This window comes from Bacteroidota bacterium (genome assembly GCA_016713925.1).
Taxonomy (GTDB): domain Bacteria; phylum Bacteroidota; class Bacteroidia; order AKYH767-A; family OLB10; genus JAJTFW01.
In genome coordinates, this window is the sequence record JADJOH010000008.1 from 284,107 (window position 1) to 308,610 (window position 24,504).

At 40.1% G+C, this 24,504-nt stretch carries 19 protein-coding genes and 1 pseudogene; 9 read left to right on the forward strand and 11 right to left on the reverse strand.

Features of this window, described 5'->3' with window-relative positions; genetic code table 11:
- Nucleotides 1-12: 12 nt before the first annotated feature.
- Nucleotides 13-219: a twin-arginine translocase TatA/TatE family subunit gene (tatA, locus tag IPJ86_15585; GenBank protein MBK7888644.1), complete on the reverse strand. Its 207-nt coding sequence runs from the start codon at nucleotides 217-219 to the stop codon at nucleotides 13-15.
- Nucleotides 220-629: 410 nt separating this feature from the next.
- The gene (locus IPJ86_15590) at nucleotides 630-1,622 is read right to left on the reverse strand and encodes a hypothetical protein (protein ID MBK7888645.1); all 993 of its coding nucleotides are present in this window, start codon (nucleotides 1,620-1,622) and stop codon (nucleotides 630-632) included.
- Between the two features lie 138 nt (nucleotides 1,623-1,760).
- Here IPJ86_15590 and IPJ86_15595 point away from each other — a divergent pair, with 138 nt between their 5' ends.
- Together IPJ86_15595 and IPJ86_15600 are read left to right on the forward strand one after the other, a co-directional pair.
- Nucleotides 1,761-3,527, forward strand: a complete 1,767-nt coding sequence (locus tag IPJ86_15595; GenBank protein MBK7888646.1) for a hypothetical protein — start codon at nucleotides 1,761-1,763, stop codon at nucleotides 3,525-3,527.
- A gap of 265 nt (nucleotides 3,528-3,792) precedes the next feature.
- Nucleotides 3,793-4,434, forward strand: coding sequence for a response regulator transcription factor (locus tag IPJ86_15600; GenBank protein ID MBK7888647.1), 642 nt, complete (start codon nucleotides 3,793-3,795; stop codon nucleotides 4,432-4,434).
- Here the strand turns inward: IPJ86_15600 and IPJ86_15605 are convergent.
- The 7 genes from IPJ86_15605 to dut form a co-directional block, all read right to left on the reverse strand.
- Nucleotides 4,415-4,555, reverse strand: a complete 141-nt coding sequence (locus tag IPJ86_15605; GenBank protein MBK7888648.1) for a hypothetical protein — start codon at nucleotides 4,553-4,555, stop codon at nucleotides 4,415-4,417. The two genes, IPJ86_15600 and IPJ86_15605, sit on opposite strands and share 20 nt — an antisense overlap.
- Nucleotides 4,537-5,775, reverse strand: a complete 1,239-nt coding sequence (locus tag IPJ86_15610) for a peptidoglycan DD-metalloendopeptidase family protein (protein MBK7888649.1) — start codon at nucleotides 5,773-5,775, stop codon at nucleotides 4,537-4,539. Before IPJ86_15610 ends, IPJ86_15605 begins: the two co-directional genes overlap by 19 nt.
- The gene (locus tag IPJ86_15615; protein ID MBK7888650.1) at nucleotides 5,759-5,935 is read right to left on the reverse strand and encodes a DUF4292 domain-containing protein; all 177 of its coding nucleotides are present in this window, start codon (nucleotides 5,933-5,935) and stop codon (nucleotides 5,759-5,761) included. Before IPJ86_15615 ends, IPJ86_15610 begins: the two co-directional genes overlap by 17 nt.
- Complete coding sequence (locus IPJ86_15620) at nucleotides 5,936-6,595, reverse strand: DUF4292 domain-containing protein (protein MBK7888651.1); 660 nt, start codon at nucleotides 6,593-6,595, stop codon at nucleotides 5,936-5,938.
- Nucleotides 6,588-8,342 (reverse strand): tetratricopeptide repeat protein, encoded by a 1,755-nt coding sequence (locus IPJ86_15625; protein ID MBK7888652.1) that lies wholly within the window; start codon nucleotides 8,340-8,342, stop codon nucleotides 6,588-6,590. Before IPJ86_15625 ends, IPJ86_15620 begins: the two co-directional genes overlap by 8 nt.
- A gap of 2 nt (nucleotides 8,343-8,344) precedes the next feature.
- Nucleotides 8,345-9,346, reverse strand: a complete 1,002-nt coding sequence (locus IPJ86_15630; protein MBK7888653.1) for an NTP transferase domain-containing protein — start codon at nucleotides 9,344-9,346, stop codon at nucleotides 8,345-8,347.
- Between the two features lie 108 nt (nucleotides 9,347-9,454).
- Nucleotides 9,455-9,886 carry a dUTP diphosphatase gene (gene dut / locus IPJ86_15635; protein ID MBK7888654.1) on the reverse strand — a complete coding sequence of 144 codons (432 nt, stop codon included), beginning with the start codon at nucleotides 9,884-9,886 and terminating at the stop codon, nucleotides 9,455-9,457.
- 210 nt (nucleotides 9,887-10,096) lie between these two features.
- On the opposite strand from dut, the gene IPJ86_15640 reads away from it, so the two are divergent.
- The 4 genes from IPJ86_15640 to IPJ86_15655 all read left to right on the forward strand — a co-directional run bounded on the left by IPJ86_15640 (nucleotide 10,097) and on the right by IPJ86_15655 (nucleotide 15,679).
- Nucleotides 10,097-10,948 (forward strand): T9SS type A sorting domain-containing protein, encoded by an 852-nt coding sequence (locus tag IPJ86_15640; protein MBK7888655.1) that lies wholly within the window; start codon nucleotides 10,097-10,099, stop codon nucleotides 10,946-10,948.
- A gap of 400 nt (nucleotides 10,949-11,348) precedes the next feature.
- Nucleotides 11,349-12,092 carry a polysaccharide biosynthesis/export family protein gene (locus tag IPJ86_15645; protein MBK7888656.1) on the forward strand — a complete coding sequence of 248 codons (744 nt, stop codon included), beginning with the start codon at nucleotides 11,349-11,351 and terminating at the stop codon, nucleotides 12,090-12,092.
- A gap of 2 nt (nucleotides 12,093-12,094) precedes the next feature.
- Nucleotides 12,095-14,395: an AAA family ATPase gene (locus tag IPJ86_15650; protein MBK7888657.1), complete on the forward strand. Its 2,301-nt coding sequence runs from the start codon at nucleotides 12,095-12,097 to the stop codon at nucleotides 14,393-14,395.
- 9 nt (nucleotides 14,396-14,404) lie between these two features.
- On the forward strand, nucleotides 14,405-15,679 hold the full coding sequence (locus tag IPJ86_15655) for an oligosaccharide flippase family protein (GenBank protein MBK7888658.1): 1,275 nt from the start codon (nucleotides 14,405-14,407) through the stop codon (nucleotides 15,677-15,679).
- Here IPJ86_15655 and IPJ86_15660 read toward each other — a convergent pair.
- On the reverse strand, nucleotides 15,676-15,975 hold the full coding sequence (locus tag IPJ86_15660; protein MBK7888659.1) for a hypothetical protein: 300 nt from the start codon (nucleotides 15,973-15,975) through the stop codon (nucleotides 15,676-15,678). The genes IPJ86_15655 and IPJ86_15660 overlap by 4 nt on opposite strands.
- Nucleotides 15,976-16,281: 306 nt before the next feature.
- Here IPJ86_15660 and IPJ86_15665 point away from each other — a divergent pair, with 306 nt between their 5' ends.
- The 3 genes from IPJ86_15665 to IPJ86_15675 are packed head-to-tail and all read left to right on the forward strand — an operon-like array spanning nucleotide 16,282 to nucleotide 23,406.
- Nucleotides 16,282-16,695, forward strand: a complete 414-nt coding sequence (locus IPJ86_15665) for a hypothetical protein (protein ID MBK7888660.1) — start codon at nucleotides 16,282-16,284, stop codon at nucleotides 16,693-16,695.
- A gap of 20 nt (nucleotides 16,696-16,715) precedes the next feature.
- The gene (locus tag IPJ86_15670) at nucleotides 16,716-21,986 is read left to right on the forward strand and encodes a T9SS type A sorting domain-containing protein (GenBank protein ID MBK7888661.1); all 5,271 of its coding nucleotides are present in this window, start codon (nucleotides 16,716-16,718) and stop codon (nucleotides 21,984-21,986) included.
- Nucleotides 21,949-23,406, forward strand: a complete 1,458-nt coding sequence (locus IPJ86_15675; GenBank protein ID MBK7888662.1) for a hypothetical protein — start codon at nucleotides 21,949-21,951, stop codon at nucleotides 23,404-23,406. The genes IPJ86_15670 and IPJ86_15675 overlap by 38 nt, the downstream gene beginning before the upstream one ends.
- A 367-nt stretch (nucleotides 23,407-23,773) precedes the next feature.
- Here the strand turns inward: IPJ86_15675 and IPJ86_15680 are convergent.
- Nucleotides 23,774-24,501: pseudogene (locus tag IPJ86_15680) on the reverse strand (ATP-binding protein).
- Nucleotides 24,502-24,504 lie beyond the last annotated feature (3 nt).

Consider the following 24,504-nt stretch of genomic DNA (forward strand, 5'->3'; position numbering starts at 1 on the left):
CAAGAAATTTTTTTATTTTCTTTCCTCTATTTTCTTTGATTCATCTTCACCGGCTACTCCTTTAGAAGCATCCTTGAATTCTTTGATACCTCTGCCAAGTCCTTTTGCAAGTTCCGGTATGCGCTTTCCTCCGAAAAACAAGAGGATAACCACAATTATCATAATAATTTCTGTTGTTCCCATGCCTCCAAGAAATCCAAGTAATATTGTTAAGTTCATTTTCAATTTATTACAATACAAAGATATTCATTTTAATTGCAAATTGAAGATAAATGATGAACACCCTTGCTTTATATACTTAATAATCAATACTATATATAAAAACTTAATTTTCCTGGTCAGTAGGAAATATGAGAAATAGCCTAAATAAAGAAGCGCTGAACACCCAAACCCAAGTGAACAGCGCTTTTAAAATGTGATGAAGTATATATTACTTCCGACCAAAGAAGTCTATATAGAATTGACTCTACAAAGATCGGTACTCACGTAACTGTAATCAATCCCCAATAGTGGTGGTATTTATCGCATCAAACAACCAATATTTGCCACCGGAATCAGGTTGACAAATTTTAAATCGCTGTTGTACACAGTACGCAAAGAAAATCCAAGCACGACATTGTTATTTATTTTCAGATCCCTCCATATGCAAAGATGAATCCTTCATTAACCACTTTAAATTTCTCTTGTAATTCATTGACCAGTTTATCCTCGGTTTTCTCATATATCGCCTCAGTAAAAAAACGAAACTTATTACTGCCATATCTGAAATTAATACCGTATTGCTGTCCGGTTTGTGTATCAGTGAGTTTCTGATATTTCACCAGTCCGCTGAAGAAAGTTTTTTTTCCTGCTCCGACGCCTCCTGTAATCCAAATACCATATCCTCTTCTGCTGAGGTCGAGACTATCCAGACTTTCGTTGATATAACTATAGGACTGTCCGAAAGCCAAATCAATACAAGCCGAATTCCAGTAACTTCTCAGGTACATTTCTCTCAATTCTTTTACCCTTGCGCGGGTATTGGCTCTCATGTTGATAATCTGCGACTCTGTATTCAGGATCTGGTTTTCTGTTTGAATGCGCTGATAGGTATCTGTGATGGTATCGAGCCCTTTTTTCATCTCTTCCATTTGTTGTTTAAGCGCGTTTTCCTGAGCCAGAACTTCCTGCATTCCCTGGCTCATGTATGAGGAATCCGTTAAGGGGTCTCTGCTTCGGAACAAGTTCATTTTAAGGGCATAGGCCACAATTCGAACGGTATCTAATTGTAAAGTTCCCAAGGAAACACTTAGGGTAGATAATTGCCTCATGAATCTTCCTGCTTTACGGTAAGCGGTTAACTCCGGCCGGTCATACGCAAAGAGAAAGATGGGTTGAGCTTCCACAGAAATATTAGGGCTTAAGCGGTAGGATCGAAAGGACCAATCCACTTTAAAGTCGCGGAGGACGCCCGGCATGGATACCAAAGCGGGATCGGCCCCCATCAAAGCGAAGGCAGGAGAGACGGGAACAGAAAATTCTGTTGCTTTAATTTCTTCCTTGGCCGCTTGTTGAGCCGGGAGGTTTTGGTAAATTAAAACTAGAAAAACGATGAGGAGCCGGGGAACGCGCTGAGTTTTCATAACTTATTTTGGTGGGGGAGGTGAGTTTTATCCTCTTCAAAAATGATGACATCACTTCAAAAATCCAATCCCCGAAAATAGGGATTTCGCTATTCGAAGTTTTTAAACTATTTTAGTTGAAGAATGAAATGGTGGGAGATGTTTGCTCGTTCGTTGTCGGAAACTATCCGTCTGACTTTAAGCGGTATACTGATCTTATTGCCAACTTTGACATTTGCTGACACTCTTTCTACTCGTTTTTTCTCCAAAGTGGCGGGAATTGAAATTTCAGCTCCATTGATACTTATTGACTCAGGAGGGAAGTGCAATTTTTTGAATTACAAAAGTGCAAGTCCTGTTTCCGTGTTGGACTCCTTAAAGGAAAATGGTGAAATCAATGAGGTCATCTGGATTAGTTTTTCGTTGAGCAATACATCCGACACGAAGCGTAAAATTGTCCTTGAACCTCCTTTGTCCGATTCTTTACTCTTTCTTCTAAAATATCCTGCCGGCGATAGCCTGAAGATAGCCGGACGTAATATCAATAATTCCGACCATCAGTTAAATACACAACGACGGACAACAGAGGTATATATTGGTAGAAAGGAAGTGGTTCACGTTATTCTTAAAATGGTTCCTACTTTAAAACCTATTGCCTATGATGATTTATTTGTTTTAGTAACAACAGAAGAAGATTTTTTGAAGGAATCGGTTTATGCTTATTTCAAGATAAGAAAGACGATTACTATAGCTGTCATTTTTTTAAGCATGTTGTTGTTTCAAGTGCTTTTTATCGGAGTACAGGGACTCTACACCCGGCGCATTGAATATCTATATTATTTGCTGTACGCATTCAGCATCGGAATGTATTATTTATCCAAATATGAACTTGCCTTAAACTGGGACATCTTTTTTACTTTTTTTCCGTCGACCAATTTTGTAAGAAGTAATATACTGCTGTATATACCCTACTTTTTTTATTACCGTTTTGCCCGTCATTATTGTGAAATCGAAAAGCATGAGCCAAAGCTGGCAAGGAAGATTAAAGTAGCGGAGAAAGGGGTATTAATGATTTGTATCTTGCTGTTCATTTGTATTTACTTAAATGCATCATTTGCTATTTTTCAATTCATCTTATTTTTTGGATTGATATCCTTACTGATAGCTTCTGTTTACTTCATCTTTAAAGTCTATTTACTCAGGAACATACTTTCCAGGATTCTGGTGGCCGGAAGTGTTCTGGCACTTTTCACGAGTTTGGTCGCCAACTTCGCTACGTATTCGAAATGGCTTTATGATTCGCTGCCTGTAACTCCGTTGGAGTTGACCATGATTGGAGTGATTGCGGAGATGATTGTTTTTAATGCCGGATTGGTAATTAAAGCGCGCCTGCTGGAGCGGGAGCAACGCATTTTTCAGGAAAAACTACACCAGGAAGCAGAGGAGAAACGTCGTTTGATTCTCCAGAATATTGAGGAGAGAGATCGTATTGCTGCGGATCTGCATGACGATATCGGTGCCACACTTAGCAGCATCAGTATTTACAGCGACTCCGCTGCACAAAAGTTGCGTCTGGGCGATCATCAACGGGCAGCGAAATTACTGGAGCAAATCGGAACCAATGCCCGCACAACGATGAATACTATGAGTGACATCGTTTGGGCTATCAATCCTGTCAATGATGATAACCGTCATTTAATTGCCAAGATGGAATCTTTTGCCAGCACGCTTCTTCAATCAAAAGGTATTGAATTCGATTTTAATATTACCAAAGTAAATCCATCAGGCGAACTACCCCCCGGTGCAAGAAAAAGTATTTTTATGATATTTAAGGAAGCGATAAACAATAGCACCAAATACTCCGGTGCTACGCGCGTTAGTGTGGAGCTGGAAGAGGATGAAAAGGGCGTGGATGATGAATATTAACGACAATGGATGCGGGTTTAATCCGGACGAGGTCAAATCAGGCAACGGACTTCGGAATATCAGAAACAGAGCTAAAGAATCAAGAGGAATAATTTTTATACATTCTGATAGTTCGGGTACGGTTGTATCTCTTAAAATCCCCAAATAAGGGGATTGTTTGCATGGATCAGATCTTCGTCCTTTGTATGTATATTTATTTCAAAAGGTATCAGCAGGCAAATAATTCTTTTTGTTTAATATCTTTCCAACGAAAAAAAAGCAATCCATGTCCGTTCGTGTAGCCATCTTCGATGACAATGCTCTCTTCCTCGATTCCATGTCTCTTCTTATCGAGGATGCACCGGAATTTTTTCTCTGCGGAGCCTATACCGATTGTGAAAATCTGGAGGATAAAATCAACACCAGCGAGCCCGATGTGGTCATGATGGATATCGAAATGCCAAAGGTGAATGGCATTGAAGCCGTCAAGATGATTAAAAAATCATTTCCGAAGTTAAATGTCCTGATGCAGACTTCCTTTGAAGATGATGATAAAGTCTTTAATGCCATTTGTGCAGGTGCTTCGGGCTATATTTTGAAAAACACCTTGCCCGCACGCATCCTTGAGTCTATCATCGAAGTGTATCAGGGTGGTTCACCCATGAGTCCTTCCGTTGCCCGAAAGGTGCTCGGATTTTTGCAGGCCCCTCCCGTGGTGAGCAAGATCATTCCCGATTATAATTTATCGAACAGAGAAAAGGAAGTTTTAAGTTGCCTCGTGAAAGGGATGAGTTATAAAATGATTGCAGATACCTGCCATATCAGCTATGAAACCGTTCGTTCACACATGAAAAATATCTACGAAAAACTTCATGTCGCCAGCATGACGGAGGCGGTGGCGAAAGCGATTAATCAGGGGTTGGTGTAGTAATGACAGGTCGCGACCTGTCACCGGCTTCTAATGACAGGTCGCGACCTGTCATTACTGAGACGGCGTATTCTGTGGGTGACAGGTCGCGACCTGTCATTACTACCGTTTCGCCAGCCAAACTTTAGGATCCAGTTTCGAGGTGTTTTTCCAGATCTCCAGGTGAATTTCTCCTCTTGATTCTTCGGAAGAGGTGCCAATGGTACCTATAGCTTGCTTGGTACTGACTTTGTCTCCGGAACTAACGGATACCGATTCCATATTGGAATATACTGTTAAGTAATCGCCATGCCGGATGATAACGGCTTTCCCTGCACCGGGGATGGAAACTATACCACTCACAGTTCCTTCAAAAATAGCGCGGGCACGTGCACCTTTTGCCGATTGAATATCTAAGCCGTTATTTTTTATGACAATATTTTTAAATTCTTTATGCGGATGTTCACCGAAAGTTCCTGTGATGATTCCCTGTTCCACAGGCCAGGGCAGGGCGCCTTTATTTCCGGAGAAGCTGTTTGAAAGTTTCGCGGCTTCAGGAGTTAACGTAAAGACGTTGCTGTTAGTAACATTTTTCTTTCCTGCAGCAGTAGCTTTCTTCTTCGCAGCTTCTATTTCCTTTCTGATAATTTTTTCGATGGCCCGGTCCAGCTTTTGTTTTGCCGCTTGCTTATCGGCTAATTCTTTGCGAAGTCGCTTTTCACGATCGGTGAGGTTCTTGAGTAATTTATCCTGATCCTGCTTTTCTTTGAGTAATGTGCTTTTCTGCTTTTGTTCCGTGTTTCTCAGACTTGTCTTCTCCTCCTTGCGTTGTTCCAGTTCGGTTTTCTTTCCGTTGAGTTGGTTTTGCGTGTTGGTGATTTGATCTGCCTGTTGTCTGCGGTATTCTCCATATTGCTGGAGGTATTTCATGCGCTTATACGCCTGATTGAAATCATTGGCGGCGAAAACGAACATGAGTTGCTGATAGACATTCCGGTTCTTCCAGGCGTAACGGATCATGCTCGCATATTCATTTCGAAGTTGCTGCAGTTGTTCCTCCAGATTATTTATTTCCTTACCGGTAGAAGCAATCTCCCCACCCAGGACTGATATTTCCGAGTTGATGGTTCCGATCAAAGCTTCCCGCAATTGAATCTTTTTTCTCAATGCACTGAGTTGTTCCGCTGTTGCATTTTTATTTTTCTCAACAATCTTCAGTTGCTTGTTGGTGAAGTCGATTTCCTTTTGAAGTTTGGCTTTTTTGTTTTCAAGCTCCTTTTTGTTTTGAGCAAAAAGAGTGCTTCCCGTCATCAATAACAGGATAGTAAGTAGAATAGAAAATTTCTTAACGAACGCGCTCATAGTTGGAAGGAACCGTGAAGGGGAACTCCTGCTCTTGTCCTACATTTAATTTTCCGTATTCGATTTGTATTTCAAAATCTTTTTCGGCAGTAATTTTTGTTTTCGATTTAAAGGGAAACTGTCCGGCATCTGTTATCCGGAAATCATCATACTCCGTCAATTAAGTTTTGCCGATTTTCTGATCTTCTACCGACATTTTAATTATTCTATAATACCCGCTGTTAATATAAACATCCTGTATCACCGGCTTGTTCAGATCTTTTTCTTCAAGAGAACGTTTCAGTTTTTTCTTGTTGAGAGAACTCAGGATATAATATTTATCTTCCAGATAAACGGAATTAAAGCGATTTTCATTTTTCTTGTACGCGAAGAAATTACCAAACATCAGTGCCTGTACGATTTCAAAATTCACTTTCAGTTGCAGGAGCTTGTTGATGGTTTCAAAAGTGTTTACCTGATACTTGCTGTGCAAACGGTCCAGGAATTTTACTGAATCGGCTGTAATGATCACCCTTGCGACTTCAATACCCAATAGGGGAGAGATGGAAATCCAGATGATACTGTCACGCTTTGCCCTTAAGGAAATATTGAAGGATGTTTCACTGCCTTCCTGAATGGTAGTGACACTGGCCTTTGCATTTATCCATTTCGCATTAAAAGCAGAGGAGTCAAGTCGATTCATGAGTTCCGCTACCGATTCATTCTCCATGGGTCGGACAGCCGTTCCGGGAACTGCAGGAAGTTTCTGCCTCGATTTACATGAAGCGGCCGTCAGCATAATAATGACTGCCAGCATGTGCAGCCACCGGTAATTACTCATAGAGTTTTTTATCGTTGATTTTTTTATCAAGAAGTTCCGTATGATCGCCGGTCTTCTTTGCGCGTGTCCAGTATTCGAGCGCCTCTGTTATTTTTCCGAGTCGGAAAAGAGTATCTCCATAATGCTCGAGAATAGTTCCGTTTTCCTGTCCTCCCGCCACTATCGCTTTATCTAACCAGATGAGCGCATCAGCATATTTCGCCTGCATGTATAGAATCCAACCGTAAGTGTCGAGGAAGGAAGGGTTATTCGGACTGAGTTCATTCGAGCGCTTCGACATTTCGGCGGCTTTCTCGAGTTGTTCATTTCTCAGACTCAGGTAATACGACCAGTTGTTTAAAACATACACATTATTCCCGTCTATGTTGATCGCCTTCTGGTAGTACTTATCCGAGTCTTCAAATTTTTTCAGTTTATCGTAAACATCTCCCAGATTCGAATAAAATTCCATGAGCTGCTGGTCATTGTCCACGACCAATTTACTTCCACTCAACAATTTCTTCGCTGCCGTTTCATAATTTTTATTCTGACTGGCAGCAATGCCACTGAAGAGATACAATACACTCTGATCCGGAAAGAGACCCAGTGCTTCTTCCGCTTCCTGCTCCATCGCTGCATAATCTCTCAACTCTGATTCTATGATCAGCAATTGTTGCCAGGCCTGCAGATTTTTCTTGTCGATAGCTAAACTTGCTCTGTATAATGTTCGCGCCTCACTGTATTGTTTATTGATATTTAAAAAGTCAGCGTAAACGGATTGTGGATTGGCTTCTGCCGGATGAGTTTGACTCAGCAGTTTACTTAGCTCTAACGATTGATCCATCATCTCAGGACTCGTCTCCACCAAGGGAAGATAACTGGTAAGAATTCGAATTTTTACTTCACTTGCCAACTGTGGAGAAGCAAATGCCTTTTTAAGTTGTTCAAAGGATGCGGCGCGATCGCCTTCACTGCGGAATTGCTCCGCCAGGGCAAGCGCAATACCAGGGTTGTCCGGATCAATCGCCTCCATTCTCTTGATAGTTGCGCGTGCTTTCTCCGGTTGATTATTGACTTGCCAGAGTTCTACCAGCAGTGAATAATTATCAAGATTTCCCGGCTCCGATTGAATCAGCTTCTCCAGCTCAGCCGCTGCCTCATTCACTTTTCCCATCTTCAGGTAGAGCCGCTGCTTTTGCTGAATCATCTCCCGGTTCACTCCAATTTTTTCTTCAATCTTATCGTAAAGTTTAATCGCCTCGTTGAGTTTGCCCTGCATGAGGTAGGCATCAGAAGCATTGAAAAGATATTCTACACGGTCGGGATGTAATTTGTAGAGCTGTTCATAGATGACAACTGCATCATTGAACTTGCCGCTTTTTTCGTAGGTATTGGCAAGCAAAAGTTGATACCATTCGTTTTTCGGATCCAGCTCAGCCGCACTTTTTGCAAAGAAGAGGGCATCACTGATTTTTGATTTTTGATTATAGATCGCCGCCAGCTCAAACATGGCTGCATGGTTTTTTGGATCTATCCGTAAGCATTGCGCGAATTTCTCTACTGCCTTCTGTTCATTACCGGTGACCTTTTCCTTTTGCCCTTCAAAAAATGCATAAGTAGCGTTGATCTTGTCGGTTTCCTTGAGATTGCTCCCTCCTTGCTTCGGAGCGGCCGCACTGCTTCCTGAAGTTTTTTTAGTCGTCCCGCATGCTGTCAGGAACAACAAGGGCAAAAGGAGCAGTAGGTAAAGATTTCGTATATGCTTCATTGTTATGATTCGGTGGTGTAGTCACCCATGCTTAAGTCACGGAGAACACCTTTATAATGAACGTGGCTCCCTATCAGTGAATTGTTGATGGCTGCTTCTTTTATCGTGCTGTGGTCGCGGACAATACTGTTTTTAACCAGACTCTGCTGTATCTTACTGTGCGCGCCGATACTGGTATGCGGTCCCACTACCGAAGCCTCAATCACCGCACCATCGCCGATATAGCAGGGTGGAATGACAATGCTATTGTGCACTTTGGCCGTGGAGGAGATGTGATTGTTCGGATATTTAATTTCAAGTACACGCAGGTTAGTAAATACGGTAGCATCCTTATTTCCGCAATCGAGCCATTCATCCACTTTTCCGGCTTTGAGTCGCTTTCCTTTGGCCTTCATGTTTTCGAGGGCATTGGTCAACTGATACTCCCCTTTATCCTTGATGTTATTATCGATCAAATACTGGAGTTCGTTGCGTAAATTTTCTCCATCTTTCAGATAGTAAATGCCAATAATAGCGAGGTCAGAAACGAAGTCTTGCGGCTTCTCAACAAAATCAGTGATGACTTCATCTGCACCTGTTTTCACCACACCAAATTGACGGGGATCTTCTATTTGCTTTACCCATATAACACCATCGCAGTCAGCGTCCATGCGGAAATCAGCACTGAAGAGTGTATCTGCAAAAGCTACCACGACCGGACCGCGAAGAGCCGATTCGGCACAAAGAATGGCATGCGCAGTTCCCAGAGGAGTATCCTGATAATGTATCGTTCCTTTTGCGCCCAGATCTTCTGCAATTTTGATCAGATTTTTCTCTGCCTCCTCTCCAAAATGTCCCACTACATAGGCGATTTCTTCCACTTTCTGATTGCACATGCGAATGATGTCCTCTACCAGATGCTGGACGATCGGTTTCCCGGCCACAGGTACCAGCGGCTTCGGTGTAGTAAGTGTGTGAGGACGCATGCGTTTGCCCATGCCGGCCATTGGAACAATAATTCTCATAGAGGGTTTAGTTGCGTGAGTAGTGAATTGAGCTGTTTTTCTTCAAGCGATATTTATATAATTCGAAAGCAATGATGTTTTTAGAAATCTGCTAATGCGGAAGATGCCTTATCGACCTGTGGAGCCAAATCCGCCTGCTCCTCTGCTTGTGTCTTGTAAATCAGAGGTTTCCGACCATTCGACTCTTTCGTGTTTTGCGATAACCATTTGGGCAATTCGCTCTCCATTCTTTATTTCGAAGGGTTCCTGGCTGAGATTGACAAGAATCACTTTGATTTCGCCCCGATAGTCGGCATCAATAGTTCCCGGACTGTTGAGCACGGTAATACCATGCTTCCAGGCCAGGCCGCTGCGTGGACGAACCTGAGCTTCGCAACCGACAGGCAATTCGATGAATAATCCGGTGGGTATGATTACTCTTTGCAGAGGAGAAACCATGACCGGTTCCTCTATGTTTGCACGAAGATCCATCCCCGCTGAGGCGATCGTTTCGTAAGCAGGCAATGGATGGCCCGATTGATTAATGATTTTTACTTCCATGGTTCGGGCAACGAAATTAAGGCTTTTCAGCGCAGCTTTATCACCTGAAATAAGGTCTTTTCCTGCCCCAATTGTTAAAAAACCTGCTTTTCAGCAGGGAGAGAGGAGAATAAACGGGAGATAGCATGAAAAAATGTTTTGAGGATGCATTAAGAATAGTACTTTTGAATTACAGTTTTAGCAAGATATTCCACTCTAAATCATATCACCATGAAATCAATTTTACTCAATCTCTGCTTAAGCCTTCCTCTATTTGCACTCGCACAAAATCCCGTCCCTAATCCGGGAATGGAAACATGGACGCAAGTTAATCCGAATAACTGGCTCACGAATAATGTAGTGGGAACAGCTATTCCGGTTACCCAAACAAGCGATGCACATGGGGGGTCATTAGCTGCAAAACTGGAAGTGTTATCTGCATTTGGAAATCCATTTCCCGGTCTGCTGACTTGCAATGCCGGAGGAGCAGGCTTCCCTGTGAGTCAGTCTTACGGTAGTTTAAGGTATTATTATAAGGCGGATCTGCTTGCAAGTGATTTCTTCAGTGGAACAGCGATCTTTTACGATGCCGCTTCCGGTACAACCGGTGGAGGATCCGGAACAATTACGGCAGCAAATAATTCAAATGTATATGTGCAGGCTGTGGTGCCCATCACTAATATTGGAGGAACACCTGTTACGGCAGCACTAAGCCTGACGATTTCTTCATTGGCGGGTTTAGCAACTGTAGGTTCATTTGTGCAGATAGATGATATCCTCCTCAGTACAAGCACGGGTATAGGAGAAGAATCCGACGTGATCAGACTGGATCTGTCAAGCCCTCAACCCAATCCCGCTTCCGGCATTTCATTATTGCCATTTTCATTGGAGGAACAAGGTGAAGTAGAGATCAATGTATATAATGTTCAAGGTGTTTTAGTGCAAAAGGTACTTCAGCAAGAGATGAATGCCGGCCGCTATAAAGCTGAAATCGATGCCCGTTCACTGCCCGCAGGTATTTATAATTGCGTCCTGAAAACCGGTGGTCAGCAACGGAATACCAGATGGGTGGTGAAGCATTGATTGGTGCTGTGAAGGGTAGCGCGCTCTTTATTTTCCGGGATGAGCGATAGGGGCATTATTAAATAATACATGGAAAAAGGAGCTGATGTAATCGTTACATGAGCTCCTTTTTTTGCGTCTAAACCGGTGCATTTTTTCCGGGAAATGCTGTAAGGTTCGGGTAAAATGAAGTCTTTACTGCTGAAACCTTTATCCGTTTTTTACGTTGTCTGACCTGGAAAAACCAACAGCCATTTTGATGTATATAATTAATTATTAACTATTTATAGTGTTTTATATGCCTGCTGCTTTGTAGGCGATCGCGTAATGTTATTTCATGAATTGAAACCCTTTTCCGCACAATACAGTTTAATTGTGATAAGAGTGTACCGTTAAGCGGAAATCAATCATTAAAACCACCATGAAAGTAAAAACCGATTTTTTTCTGAAAGCAGCCCTCCTCTTCGTTTCGGGGATGATCATGCTGCTGCTATTTAGTTCCTGTAACCGCTATGCCTTGTACCAGACGGCTGCCAAGCCCGGTGCTAAACAGGAGACTAACGTTCAGGCAGTGGAGAAAACACTGAGCTTTGGTGATAAAATCTCATTGAGCATCTGGGGTCATGACGATTTGAGCGTAGGTTCCATACATACCGTTTACAATTCGCCTGAAGAATCCGGAAAATGGCTGATGATTGATGAGAAAGGTGAAGTGAATCTTCCGCAAGTAGGAAAGGTAAATCTGGATGGCTTGACACTTCGAAAAGCAGAAGAGAAATTAATTGGCCTTTATAGTCAGTTCCTTCAAAAGCCGGTGTTGAATCTGCGCTTGCTGAACAATCAGGTGACCGTACTCAGTGAAGTACAGCGCCCGGGAAATTATGTTTTCCATACCGACCATGCCCGCCTCGTTGACATGCTCGGAAAAGCCAATGGTCTCACGGACTATGCACGAACTACAGAAATCAAAATCATCCGCGGAACGGAAACAATTAAAATAAATCTGACCGAAGCCATCAACAATGAAACGCTCGTCTACCCGCGCGACGTCATCTATATTCCTCCCGGCCGGAACAAAGCCTTCGACCGCTTTGCTTCCAAACTTATTCCTCTCGCCAGTCTGCTGACAGCATTAGCACTGGTTTATAGTGTATCAAACGATTAATCATGCGCAGCCCAGGTTCACTCCAGTCTATCCTCTATCCATTGCAAAAGCGATGGTATCTGATTGTTATCTGCATCCTCCTCTCCGGAATTGCGGCTACGCGTTACCTTTATATGGCCACAGCTCAGTACCAGTCAACGGCTACTTTGCGCATTGAAGATGCTCATGATGGGATGTCGGGCAGTAATTTATACCGCGACTTTGACGTATTTAAAGTTAACTCGAAAGTTCAAACAGAAGTGGAGGTGTTAAAGTCCCGCTCCCTTTTCGAAAGAGCCCTCGACCGTCTGGATTTCTATGTTGAATATTATCGTCAGGGTGAATTGAAGAAAGAGGAAGTGTATCATGCCGCTCCTTTCTATGTTGATTTCACTATCGCCGACTCTTCCTTCCGATCGCTTTCTTTTGATTTCAGATATGATACAGGAGAGAAATTTAAAATCAGCTATGAGTCGGGAGGACGTTCGATTGAGAAGGAAGGTCAGTTCGGTCAGCCGCTATGTGAGAAGGGATTATGTGTGACCATTAAGAAAGATGAGCAGCAATGGAAGTACCATCGCAGCAAGATGAATGAGCCCTGGAGTTTTACTGTGTATTCCCGCTCCGCACTCTCGGCTAAATTGATGGGCCCGCAATTCCTGGTGAAGGCCATTGACAAAGATGTAAATATTGTTAAGTTATATTATACGCATCCGGTTCCGGAAAAAGCATCCTTGCTTGTGAATGCCATTGCTGAAACGTATATCAGTCAGGGAATCGCCGATAAGCAAGACCTGGCAGGCAACACTGTCGATTTCATTAATCAGCAGATCGCTATCGTAGGCCGTGAACTGGAAGCAGCCAGAGATGCGATAAAAAGTTATCGGATAAAAAATGAAATTGTAAATATTGCGCAGGAAACCGAAGCGACCTATAAAACGTTGGGGCAACTTGAAATTCAGAAAGTCGATATCGGTATGCAACTGACTGTATTGGAGAATATGAGTGACTATCTGCGAAAAAATAAGGAGATAAAATTTTCCGGCCCTGAGTATGGAACTGTTATCGATCAATTATTTTCAGAAAGTGTCAGTCGCCTAAACGGCAAAATGCGGGAGCGCGATGACCTGATGCGAAAATATACCGCCGATAATGACAGGGTGCGAAGTGCTGAAGCAGAAATCGTTCAGCAGAAAGCGTATTTGGTGGAGAGCATTAACAATACCCGACGCAAACTTTTGCTGAAGCAGGATGACTTGTACCTTGCCATCGATGATCAGAAAGCCACCTTCAAAGGGCTTCCGGAGAAGGAAAGTACCTTACAGGAGCTCAATAGAAATTATTTCCTCTTCGAAAAAGTATATAATTTTCTCATCGAAAAGCGCACCGAAGCCATCATCACCAAACAGGTAAATGTTTCCTTCAATCGCATTTTAGAATCTGCCGATGTTCCGATCGAAGCCGTTGCGCCACGGAGAGATGTGATCTGGGGTGTGGCGCTCTTCCTCGGACTCATCCTTGGCGTTGTACTTGCCTACTTCCGTCATTATACCAAACCTTCTGTCAACACTCCGGAAGACTTGGGTAAAGATTCTACTATTTCGGTTATCGGACAAGTGCAACAGTTTAAAAAAGATGAACCGGCTTACAAAGCATTCACCGCATTGAGTACACGTATCCTGATGAACAAGCCGATGGACCAATCACTGGTCATAACGGTGACGAGTACCCGCAAAGGTGAAGGCAAATCCTTCATCGCTGCACAATTGGCACGTACACTTGCTGCTCAGGATAAAAAAGTCATTCTCCTCGATCTCAATACCCACTTTCCTCGTTTGGGAGAATGGTTTGATACCCGCAACAGCAATGGAATGAAGGAAATCTATCTCCACCAAAGTTCGCTGCAGGATGCCATACAGTTGACCTCCATTCCGAATCTGGATGTAGTTTCAGCAGGAGAATCGGATAAACCTATCGGACATTTAATTGCTACCACGCGCACCAGAGAAATCATCTCCGAACTACGCACACAATACGACGCTGTCATCATCGATACCCCTGAAGTAGGAGAGTACACCGACGCCATTCCGTTTATGAAGTGGAGCGATCTGAACTTATATGTAGTAAGAGCGGATAGCGATCGTACCGAGTTGGTAGCGAATGCGGAAATGGTAAAAGAAGAATACCGTCTCGAGGAAGTGTACTATGTCCTCAATGCCATGAAAGAAAAACGCAATCATACCGGATACATTTCGCCGGCAAAAGTGAAAACCATCAAAGGAAAAAAAGTACCCGCGCAACTGACGAACCTGTTTATGTGGTAAGCTGATTTTATGCAAATAAGTCTCACACGCCCGAAACAGTTCCTCCGCAGCGGAACGGCCATTATCTATGCTGATCAGGCATTGGTGAGCGGGTTGAATTTTTTATCAAGTGTGGTACTGGCGCGTTATCTGGGTTTAGAAGGATTTGGTATTTACAGCATCGCCTGGTTAGGTGTGTTGATTGCAAGCAGTATCAATCAGCCCTTCATCATTTCACCCATGCAAACGCTAAGTGGAAAAAAAACAGCGGAGGTACAGAAGGCCTATTTGCAGACTCTCGTATTTAAGCAGCTATTATTCGCCGCCCTCATGGGTTTTTTGGCATTCATGGCGGTAGTGGTCATGAGTTATATTTTAGATAAATGGAAAGTACAAAGTATCATTCTTGCTTTCCCGCTCGCGGTATTCTCTTTTTTATTGCAGGATTTCTTTCGTCGTTATTTCTTTGTCATTGGGAAACCGTATAAATCATTTTTAATTGATGCCATTGCTTATGGTGGAGTCTTGCTCAGCGCATTTGCCATTCACTTTGTACGCACCATGGATGCACAGTTCGTCTTATTGCTCACGGCGGTTTTCTTTCTCTATGCCTCGTTGGTAGGACTCTGGTCGCTGGATCAATTGCGATTCAATACCCGATTAATAAAAGCATCTGTCCTGGAACATTGGGATTTCAGCAAGTGGCTAACGGCTACGGCACTCCTCCAATGGTTTAGCGGCAATCTGTTCATCATCGCTGCCGGTGCCATCATCGGACCAATTGCAGTAGGAGCCACACGCATGGCCCAGAACATTGTCGGCATTACGCATGTGCTCTTTCTTGCCATGGAAAACATCATTCCGATACGGGCGGCAAGTCATCTGCGCACAGGCGGGAAAAAACAAATGTTCAACTACCTTAAGGGCTTCACCTTGCGCATGGGATTTTTAACCTTATCCTTGCTGGCGCTTATCGCCTTCTTCAGCAAGCAAATCATCTTCATGTTTTACGGTGCGGAGTTCATCGGCTATCAATACATGCTACTTGGTTTCTGCGGCTTATATGTCATCATCTTCATGGGTTATCCTTTGCGTTATGCCATCCGTACCTTAGAAAACACACGCCTCATCTTCATCTCATTCATCGCCAGCAGCGCCTTCAGCATCCTGTCCGCTTATCCCATCATCAAAGCCTTCGGTCTTGCAGGAGTTCTCATCGGTTTATTACTCACCCAACTCATCACTCTTTGCATTTATTTTGTGAGTTTAAGGCGAGAGTGGAAGGAGGGGTGGGGGGGTGATTAAAACTTTTTATCTCGCAACTGTGGTTTTAGCAGATACGCCTTTTGCGGAAACGCGATCTCTTTTTTTATTTGACCGCTCTTCATATAGGATTCAGCCAGACCGGAATAGGATTCGGCATAGTTGGACTTGTATTTGATAGCCTGTTCAAATAGCTGGATGGTGGCAACATACTTTTCTTTTTTTAGTCCTAAAAGATAATATGTTCGATAGTTATTGGGATTTACATTGATGGAATTCTCTAATGCAGCCAATGAATTGAGATTGTCCGGTCTAATCCGTAAAGAATTGGTTTTCAATACATATTAATTTTTTCAAACATGATGATTCAATGAATTTTTCATTTTACATTTGCTTTTTACAGAGTAGCGTTTAGTCGAATAATTTTGGTGTCAATAGTTTAAGTTCTGTTCAAAGCAATCGTTTTAGTGTTATTTATGCAGTAATGTAAGAGGTGAGATTCTATTTAAGGTAAAATTGATTATCATTAAATAAACCTTTGGTTTGGTGAAGTAAATAGGACAGATCGATTATGTCATTCGCTTTAATGTCTTAATGTATAATTAAACTACATATTATTTAACTAGTATCAATTTAAATGCTTTATGAAAAAAAAGACCCTAATTCTATTGTTCTTAACATTAACAATGTTTAATGTAGGAAATTCAGTCGCGCAACAATATGACCTGACTGATGTCTCAATCAATTTTACCAATTCGCAAGCTTTTGCAAATAAAGCTAATTGTAAATGGATAGTTGATTTTGAGGGATTGACGAATATAGAGAAAATTGAATTTAATCTTGGATCAACACCTTTAGAGAGTAATTTGATTAATCTGGAGGTAAATTGTATTGGAAGCAATTCATTACCTTTTAATTGTAGCTATTCTAGTCTAAGTGGGAATTTAAAGCAGCTTGTATGTGACAATATAGATTTAACATCTACTTTTTTTGCAAAGGTCCGAGTAAAAAACACTTCCGGAGTTTGGTCTAATTATTTTGAAATTGTTGTGAACTAAATCTTTTAAACTATATTATTATGAAATCAATAGCTAAAATTTATCTATTATTCCTGCTTGGATTTATATCGTTTAACAGTAACCTATACGCTGGTTCTTATACTTGGACAGGGGCAACTTCAACTTCGTGGAATACAAATTCTAATTGGAGTCCTAGCGGAACTCCTGGTACAAATGATACTGTTTCAATATCTAATCAAACGAACAACCCGGTTCTTGGAGCAAACACAACGGTTAAAAAGTTTACAATTAATTCCGGCACCTTAAACTTAAGTACTTACAGCCTTACTATTTCAACCGGTCTTGCAAAATTTTCGGGCGGTACTATTAGTGGTTCTGCTGCTTTAGCATTGAAGCCTCGTGGTTCTCGTGCTACGTTTGAAGGTACAGTTTTTGATGTGCAAGTGGATGCAATTTGTAGTGATATTCAACTAAACGGAAGTACTTTTAATTATAAAAGTGTATTCGAACAAACAGGAACAACTTCTGGCGTTGGACAAGGCAATAATGTATTTAATGATACGGTGACTTTTATAAATAGCGGTAGTGGGTTCTTTTTACTTGCCGATACATATGGTAATACGTTTAATAGTACTGTTTATTTGAATTGTAATGCGAGCAAAGAAATTGTTGCCTCAAAAATGAAATCATATTTTAATGGAAATATCTTTGTTTCTTCCACTGTTTCCGGCGGTGGAATTAATTTTGGAGCAGCTGATGGAGATACAACTTTCCTTGCAAGTTCAAAAACTTTAAATATTGGATTAGGTGGCTTTAGTGATGGGACACTTGCTCTCAGAAAGTTCTTTAAACAGTCTGATGACCCAATTAGTCTCACATTAAGCGGAAATGCTGTTTTGAATATTCAATATTCATTTTTTGAGGGTACAGTTAATGGCCAAGCCTCTTCAGTTGTTGTTAAACATACAATTTTTAATGATTCGCTTACATTGACTAAAACAGGAAACTCCGCATCATTAAGCGGAGGAGGAAATGTGTTTAATGGCCCTTCAGAATTTATAAATACTAGTACCTCGCAATGGAGGCTTGCAAATGATGTAGGTGATACGTTTAATGGCAATGTGAGATTTACTACCACAAGTACTGGACAAATTAGACCCAGTTATACAGGAGATACTTATTTTAATTCCAATATCTTATTAACTGGTAGTAAGATCAGTTTTGTTTCCGGTGACGGATGGTCTATATTTAATGGAAGTTCGAATCAAACAATAAATTCAAATTACCCAATTACATTAAATAAACTTAAAGTTAATAAGGCAAGTGGATATGTGAGTTATGATACTACCTTCACAATTGTTGATACATTGCAGTTCATAAAAGGTATTTTAACTGCTTCAGATTCTAATTTATTAGTTATTGATTCTTTGGGTAAAGTATTTGGAACTAGTGATTCTGGATATGTTGAAGGTTCGGTGAGTAAAATCGGCAGGTATGGATTTGAATTCCCTGTTGGTGAAAATGGCAAATATTATCCAATCTATATAGACGGACAAAAATCTCAGAATGATAATTTTATTTGTAAGTATATAAGTGAAGGTCAAAACATAGATACATTAATAGACAGCACTTTGGAATATATCAGCAGTTGTAGGTTTTGGTATTTAAATAGATTGGCTGGAAATTCTAAAATTAAAGCTTCATTTAATTGGAGGTGGGATGATTGTGAACTTAATAACCCAATAGATCTTCGCGTCGTAAAATGGGATTCATTAGTGTGGACAAGTTTAGATTCAATAAATTACTCTGGAGATTTTTCAATTGCAAATATAACACCAGTAGACTCTATCAATAATTTTGGTTATTTCACAATTGGTTCGGTACTTAAACCTTATACATGGGAAAATTATTGGATGAACGATGCTGTGGAAGCTGCGCCCTCTACAAGTTCAGTTTGCACAAACAATTCTACAGCATTTTCCACTAAATATAATCAGAATAGTTGGCACATTCCAGATGTAACTGATCCAATTAAAACAGTATTGGTGAATTTAATTATTATTCAAGATGCTAATGGACTTGGGAATTTTGATCCTTGGAACTCATTGAACCCACAACAAGCACAGGTCGATAGAAATCGCTTAAACAGTATAATGGGCTGGGTTAATACTGCGTTTTACTCAAACCACTGGGTGCATAATCTCAATCCGCCTAATGTAACCCCGCAATTTATTGACGATACAAGAATTCGTTTCGAAGTGGCTGGAATTTATGAATACAAGGATGCTACTATGTTTTTAGCAACTAATCAAAGTGCATGTGTTAATTGGTTGAATTCAATTGATCCTGATAAAATGAATCAAATGAATATCTTTTTTGTTGGTTCAAATGTCGGCAACTTAAGCGGTGCTGCCATGTTTCCAAGTTTTACTAATATGAATTATAATACTGGTATCATAATATATAACAAATATTTTGGAGGTAATCCTGTTGGTGATTTTAGCACAGCGGCGTCACTTGCTCATGAATTAGGGCATAATTTGGGTCTATATCATTCATACGGACCTACAACATGCACTGAGTCACACAAAGATTATTTATGGGATTTATTTGGATATAGTAGTGTGACTCCTCCCCTTAGTAGTTTATGCCCATTTCCCACTGGTGCATCCAATGATCTCATGGGTAGTCAGCAGGATTGTAGATACACAAGCGCACTTCAAATGGGATGGATGCATAGGGCATTAGCTTTGAGTAGTGTGAGAAAATATGTAAAATGTGATGTAAATTATGGAGGAGAATTTGAAATCACCACTGCAGAAGATTGGGATTTTGATATTAGAGTTTATAAAAACATAAGAATAAAGTCAGGAGGAGTAATGAATTTAACATGCAACTTAGTTATGTCGGAGAACTCTAAAATATTTGTTGAAGAAGGAGGAAAATTGAATGTCGATGGTGGTAAAATTAGTTCAGTATGTAATATGTGGGATGGCATAGAAGTTTGGGGCGATAGATATGCAAGTCAACTCCCGTTTATATCAACCACCCAAGGCGTGGTTGAGTTTAAAAATAATGCTGAAGTAAGCGATGCTCATGATGTTGCAACTACAATTAAATATGACCCTAACACTGGTAATTGGGATTGGGACAAAACAGGAGGAATCATCAGAGCAGAAAATTCATCTTTTTTCAATAATAAGAGGGGTTTTCAGTTCCTTTCTTACCATAATTTTAGACCTGGATTTAATCAAGCTAGAAACAATCTGAGTTATATTCACAATTGTACTTTTGAAGTAAACAGACTTCTACTCAATCCATACAAAAATCATTATGCAGATATAACAATGTATGATGTACATGGAATTTCCATTAAAGGAAATACATTCAGGAATACCGTTTCGGAAAGTGTTTATTATAATCAAAATTATAGAGGAGCTGGAATTATTTCAGTCGACTCCAGATATTCAGTTGTTCCATTAGGTTCAGATCGAAATAGTTTTGAAAACATGTATTATGGAATATATGCGGCAAATTCTAATTCCTTAAATCCCTTAATCATTAATAATAATGACTTTATAGGATGCTATAATACAATTTACGCCAGTAATATCAGTTTTTTAAACATTTCAAAAAACAATATTGAAGTTCCTGCCAGAGGACCATTAGGAAGTGCTGGAACTGCAACATGGGGGTTATATCTTGATAATTCACCATATTATTTGGTTGAAGATAATATTTTTGAGTCAGAAAATGTTGCGGATGCTGACTATGGTATTCAAGCAGTCAATTCAGGCAATGCATTAAATTATATTTATAACAATGTTTTTGATGGTTTTAAAGAGGTAGCTGTTTATGCTATTGATGACAATGATGGTCCCTTTATAAATGATGGGCTTTTAATTAATTGTAATGATTTTGATAATCAAGTATTAGATGAGATTTCTGTAGATCTTAGTCCAACAGGAACATCACATGGCATTGGTGAAAACCAAGGTACATGCGGCAATACTTTTATGACTTCTAGAAATAGATTTTATTCTAATGTTTGCGGGGGAATGGGATTGGAATTAAAAGTTAAAGCATCTCCTCAGCCTCTGTCTATTATTAATTATGCGTCAAGTAATTTAAATGCAGATGCAGTCTTAAGTTGTTCTACAAGCACGTGGGTAAATAATACTTTATGTACGTTAGATTTTGATAAAGATGCTGATTGTCCTCCTTTTGCCGGGAATTCAACCTCCCAGTTGCGAGCCATACTTGCAAGTTATGATGAGGAAATTGCCGATTACGAAAATGAATTGAATTCAGGATTAAGCAGTGATTTGGAATATATTATCAGATCAGTTGAATTAGATAGTTTAACATTAGCAGATATCATTAATGAATCTCCTTATATAAGTCAGAATTTGTTAATTGCAATTCTTGATCACATCGAAGAGTATGCTGAAGCAGGACTTCTTAATCAAATAAAAACACTCTTTATTCAAAATTGTGAATTAACTTCTGGATTATATAATTATTTAGCTTTTTGTAGTAATAATTCTGAATATGCAGGAGCAATAGTGGATACGGTTTCATATTATATGACTGGGGGCAATGAGGCTTTTGAAATAATCACTGGGTTAGACAATGCAATAAGCATGAGAGAATTTTATCTTTCACAGTATTTAAATTCTTGTTCTAGTTCTGATGATACCTTGTACCAAGCATTTTTTGCTGATACCTGCATTTCACTTCTTAATAATCAGTCAGGTTATTTATTAAAGCATGATTCATATCTTTTAAATGGCGATTTTACCAATGCACAATTAATGTTGGATTCTTTGGATACTTTAGGATTAGATGAAGGTTTTTATAGTTTTATTCATACATTAGATACGATAAACGAAAGATCTGGAACATACTTATTTGGAGCGAATCAGATAATTGAAGCACTATATACCAACAAAGACAATTTTACTAAAACTGCAGCAATTTCAAGGGGACTACTAACATTATTAAATGATTCAATTTACGAACCTCCAGTATTAGTGGAGGAGAGTGAAGAACGCATTGGAAATCCTTATACTTTTGTGGAAGGTGAATCATATATGGCATATTTATTCCCAAACCCAACATACAATTTATTAAATGTTACTGTTGTTTCATCAAAAGAAATTTCAATTCGTATGTTCATTTTAGATCTAAACGGACGAGGAGTATTAAATCAAGCCTTGTCAAATCCACTAAACATTATAGACGTTAGTAAACTCAATCCGGGTGTTTATATTGTAAATTTAACAGATGAAAATGGGAAAGTTAAAAATGAAAAGTTTATTAAGCTTTAATTCCATCCAGTTGGCGATTACCACCAGGAAAGACTTATTTTTTCTGGTGGTAATGATTTTTTCCTTGATTGACAATTGTAAGTCTCAGACTTGGGCAACAGTAGATACAACAGAGTTTGAATCTGTAAGAATCACATATTATGATTCTGTAACGTCCACCTATATTTTAGGTGGTAGATTTGATACTCTGTTTAATGTTGACGCTAATAATATTATTGCTTATGATGGGGTAAACTGGTTTCCCATGGGGGACGGTTTTAATAGGGTCGTCACTTCAATTATAAGATTCAATGGGGAACTTTTTGCTGCTGGTGCTTTTGATAGTTCGGGCAGTGTTCATTTGAGAGCACCTATCGCAAAATGGGATGGTGCGAATTGGGTTCCTGTTGACACATTGAGTCATTATGATGATAAATCACATGCCATAGGTCAGGTACCCAGTATTCAAGATATGTGTATCCATAATGGAGATCTATATTTGTGTGGTGATTTTTTGGCTTATCCCAACTTTTACCATCCTATGGGATATGCTGATTTAGCCAAGTATAATGGAAATTATATTGAAAGCGTGCTGTTTCATTATTTTGAACTTAACTGTTCAACCTGTAATATAGAATCTTTTAAGGGAAATTTGTATATGGCAAAAAATGCTGGTACTAAAGATACATGTTTAGGAACTCCTGTCTCATTTCCTACTGGATTATTAATTATGGACACCTTATGCTGGACTTTTAAACCAGTTGGTCAATGGCCAGTAACACGATTGTATGGAATGCTCGCAACAGATTCAATGTTATATATTGGGCTTGATTATCCTAGCACTACTTTCGGAAATTTTTTTACAGGTTATGATGGTGCAAATTATCACAATATCGGTGGTGGGTTAAATGGACCGGTTGGATATGTTCATACATACAATGGAAAAATACTCGTTTCAGGCGCTTTTTCTGCTGATTTTAACAATACTGTAAGTTTATCAAATTTTGCACTTTTAAATGGACTAAATTGGCAACCACTTGGTAGTACATGTAATCTAAATTATGGTCTCGGTTATGTATCTGTTTTAGATTCTTTCATTTTTGCATCAGGTTTTTTTGATTCTTGTGGTGTTAATCCTGTTGGTTACATGGTAACTTTCCCTAATTCTATTATTACAAGCATTAATGATGTAAATATTGAACCTCCCAACCCAAAAGTCATTATTAAAAACGGATATTTAAGTGTCGAATTTGATGCTTTCGAATATTCTAGAAAAGCGAAACTTTTTTTGTATGATGCGATGGGCAGAATGATTTCCGGAAATAATTGCTGTTCTATAAATTTAAATCCATACGGCCTTGTCAATGGAATTTATTTTTTAGAGATTATTGTTCCGGAGGAAAATTTTAAACGAGGGGTTAAATTTGTTGTAAATGATTAAGTAGGTACTCAACCAGGGTGTCTAAATGGTGATTTTATTTAGGAGAAATTGATTTTGAATCCTAGGGAATTCTGTCAAATTTAAGGCTGTCCAGGCTCAACTAGCAATCCTTCAAATAATCTCGTAGTATTTTAAGGATCGAGGATAAATTGAAGTTTCACGAAAAATTGTCCTCCAACTTCCGCATTGAATCTCCCCCCCCTTCTCCCAGCGAAGCAATCCTCCCAATCTCGTCAGATTTAGCTCATTGGATATTCCGGTGAAGCTGACCCCCTATTCCGGCGAAGCTGACCCCCTGAGGTAAGCTTAGATTACGAAGGAACAAAAGAACGATGGGATTAATAATACAAAGATACATTTTGTCAGTTTACGCTTCCATTTTGCGTAATGATTCTCCTTTTAGGTCTAGGCGGACTGCTTTTGCAGTCAATCTATCCATGATGGCATCAGCTACAGTAGGGTCATTAAGATATTCATGCCATTTGGCGACCGGTAGTTGGGAGGTGAAGATGATGGACCTTCTATTGTAACGATCTTCCAGCATTTGGAGTAGTGTCAGCCGAACATTTTGATCGATTGGTTGTATGCCAAAGTCGTCAAGAATGATAAGAGGTGTCCGATCCAGATGAGTGAGTAATTTTAGGTATGACCCATCCAACTTGGATAGTGTGATTTTTCAATGAATCGAGTCATGCTATAGTACTGTGTTCGATAACCTTGATGACAAGCCTGATGAGCTAAAGCACAAGCCAGATAACTCTTTCCGCATCCTGTTGGACCAGTTATCAAAACAGGTTGACCGTTCTTAATGTAATCGCCTTGCATGAGTACCGCCAACTGTTGCTTGGTCAGGTTACGTGCGGAACTGCATTTTACTTGTTCGGGTGTTGCGGGAATGCGCAGCTTTGCCAATTTAAGGTAATAGGATGTTCGCTCCTGCGATCTGGAAGATAATTCTGAATGAGTGAGCTGGGCAACCATTTCATGGGCCTCCAGGTGTTGATCCATTGGCAGATCAAGTTGTGCTTGATAGGCCATGGCCATGCCACGTAGTTTTAGTTCTGATAGTTGATGTAGTGTTTCTGATGTGTTCATGTT

Excerpts from the sequence above, each read along its gene's own strand:
- tatA (MBK7888644.1), bottom strand. The coding sequence starts at position 219 with ATGAACTTAACAATATTACTTGGATTTCTTGGAGGCATGGGAACAACA.
- IPJ86_15590 (MBK7888645.1), bottom strand. The coding sequence starts at position 1,622 with ATGAAAACTCAGCGCGTTCCCCGGCTCCTCATCGTTTTTCTAGTTTTA.
- IPJ86_15595 (MBK7888646.1), top strand. The coding sequence starts at position 1,761 with ATGTTTGCTCGTTCGTTGTCGGAAACTATCCGTCTGACTTTAAGCGGT.
- IPJ86_15600 (MBK7888647.1), top strand. The coding sequence starts at position 3,793 with ATGTCCGTTCGTGTAGCCATCTTCGATGACAATGCTCTCTTCCTCGAT.
- IPJ86_15610 (MBK7888649.1), bottom strand. The coding sequence starts at position 5,775 with ATGAGCGCGTTCGTTAAGAAATTTTCTATTCTACTTACTATCCTGTTA.
- IPJ86_15620 (MBK7888651.1), bottom strand. The coding sequence starts at position 6,595 with ATGAGTAATTACCGGTGGCTGCACATGCTGGCAGTCATTATTATGCTG.
- IPJ86_15625 (MBK7888652.1), bottom strand. The coding sequence starts at position 8,342 with ATGAAGCATATACGAAATCTTTACCTACTGCTCCTTTTGCCCTTGTTG.
- IPJ86_15630 (MBK7888653.1), bottom strand. The coding sequence starts at position 9,346 with ATGAGAATTATTGTTCCAATGGCCGGCATGGGCAAACGCATGCGTCCT.
- dut (MBK7888654.1), bottom strand. The coding sequence starts at position 9,886 with ATGGAAGTAAAAATCATTAATCAATCGGGCCATCCATTGCCTGCTTAC.
- IPJ86_15640 (MBK7888655.1), top strand. The coding sequence starts at position 10,097 with ATGAAATCAATTTTACTCAATCTCTGCTTAAGCCTTCCTCTATTTGCA.
- IPJ86_15645 (MBK7888656.1), top strand. The coding sequence starts at position 11,349 with ATGAAAGTAAAAACCGATTTTTTTCTGAAAGCAGCCCTCCTCTTCGTT.
- IPJ86_15650 (MBK7888657.1), top strand. The coding sequence starts at position 12,095 with ATGCGCAGCCCAGGTTCACTCCAGTCTATCCTCTATCCATTGCAAAAG.
- IPJ86_15655 (MBK7888658.1), top strand. The coding sequence starts at position 14,405 with ATGCAAATAAGTCTCACACGCCCGAAACAGTTCCTCCGCAGCGGAACG.
- IPJ86_15665 (MBK7888660.1), top strand. The coding sequence starts at position 16,282 with ATGAAAAAAAAGACCCTAATTCTATTGTTCTTAACATTAACAATGTTT.
- IPJ86_15670 (MBK7888661.1), top strand. The coding sequence starts at position 16,716 with ATGAAATCAATAGCTAAAATTTATCTATTATTCCTGCTTGGATTTATA.
- IPJ86_15675 (MBK7888662.1), top strand. The coding sequence starts at position 21,949 with ATGGGAAAGTTAAAAATGAAAAGTTTATTAAGCTTTAATTCCATCCAG.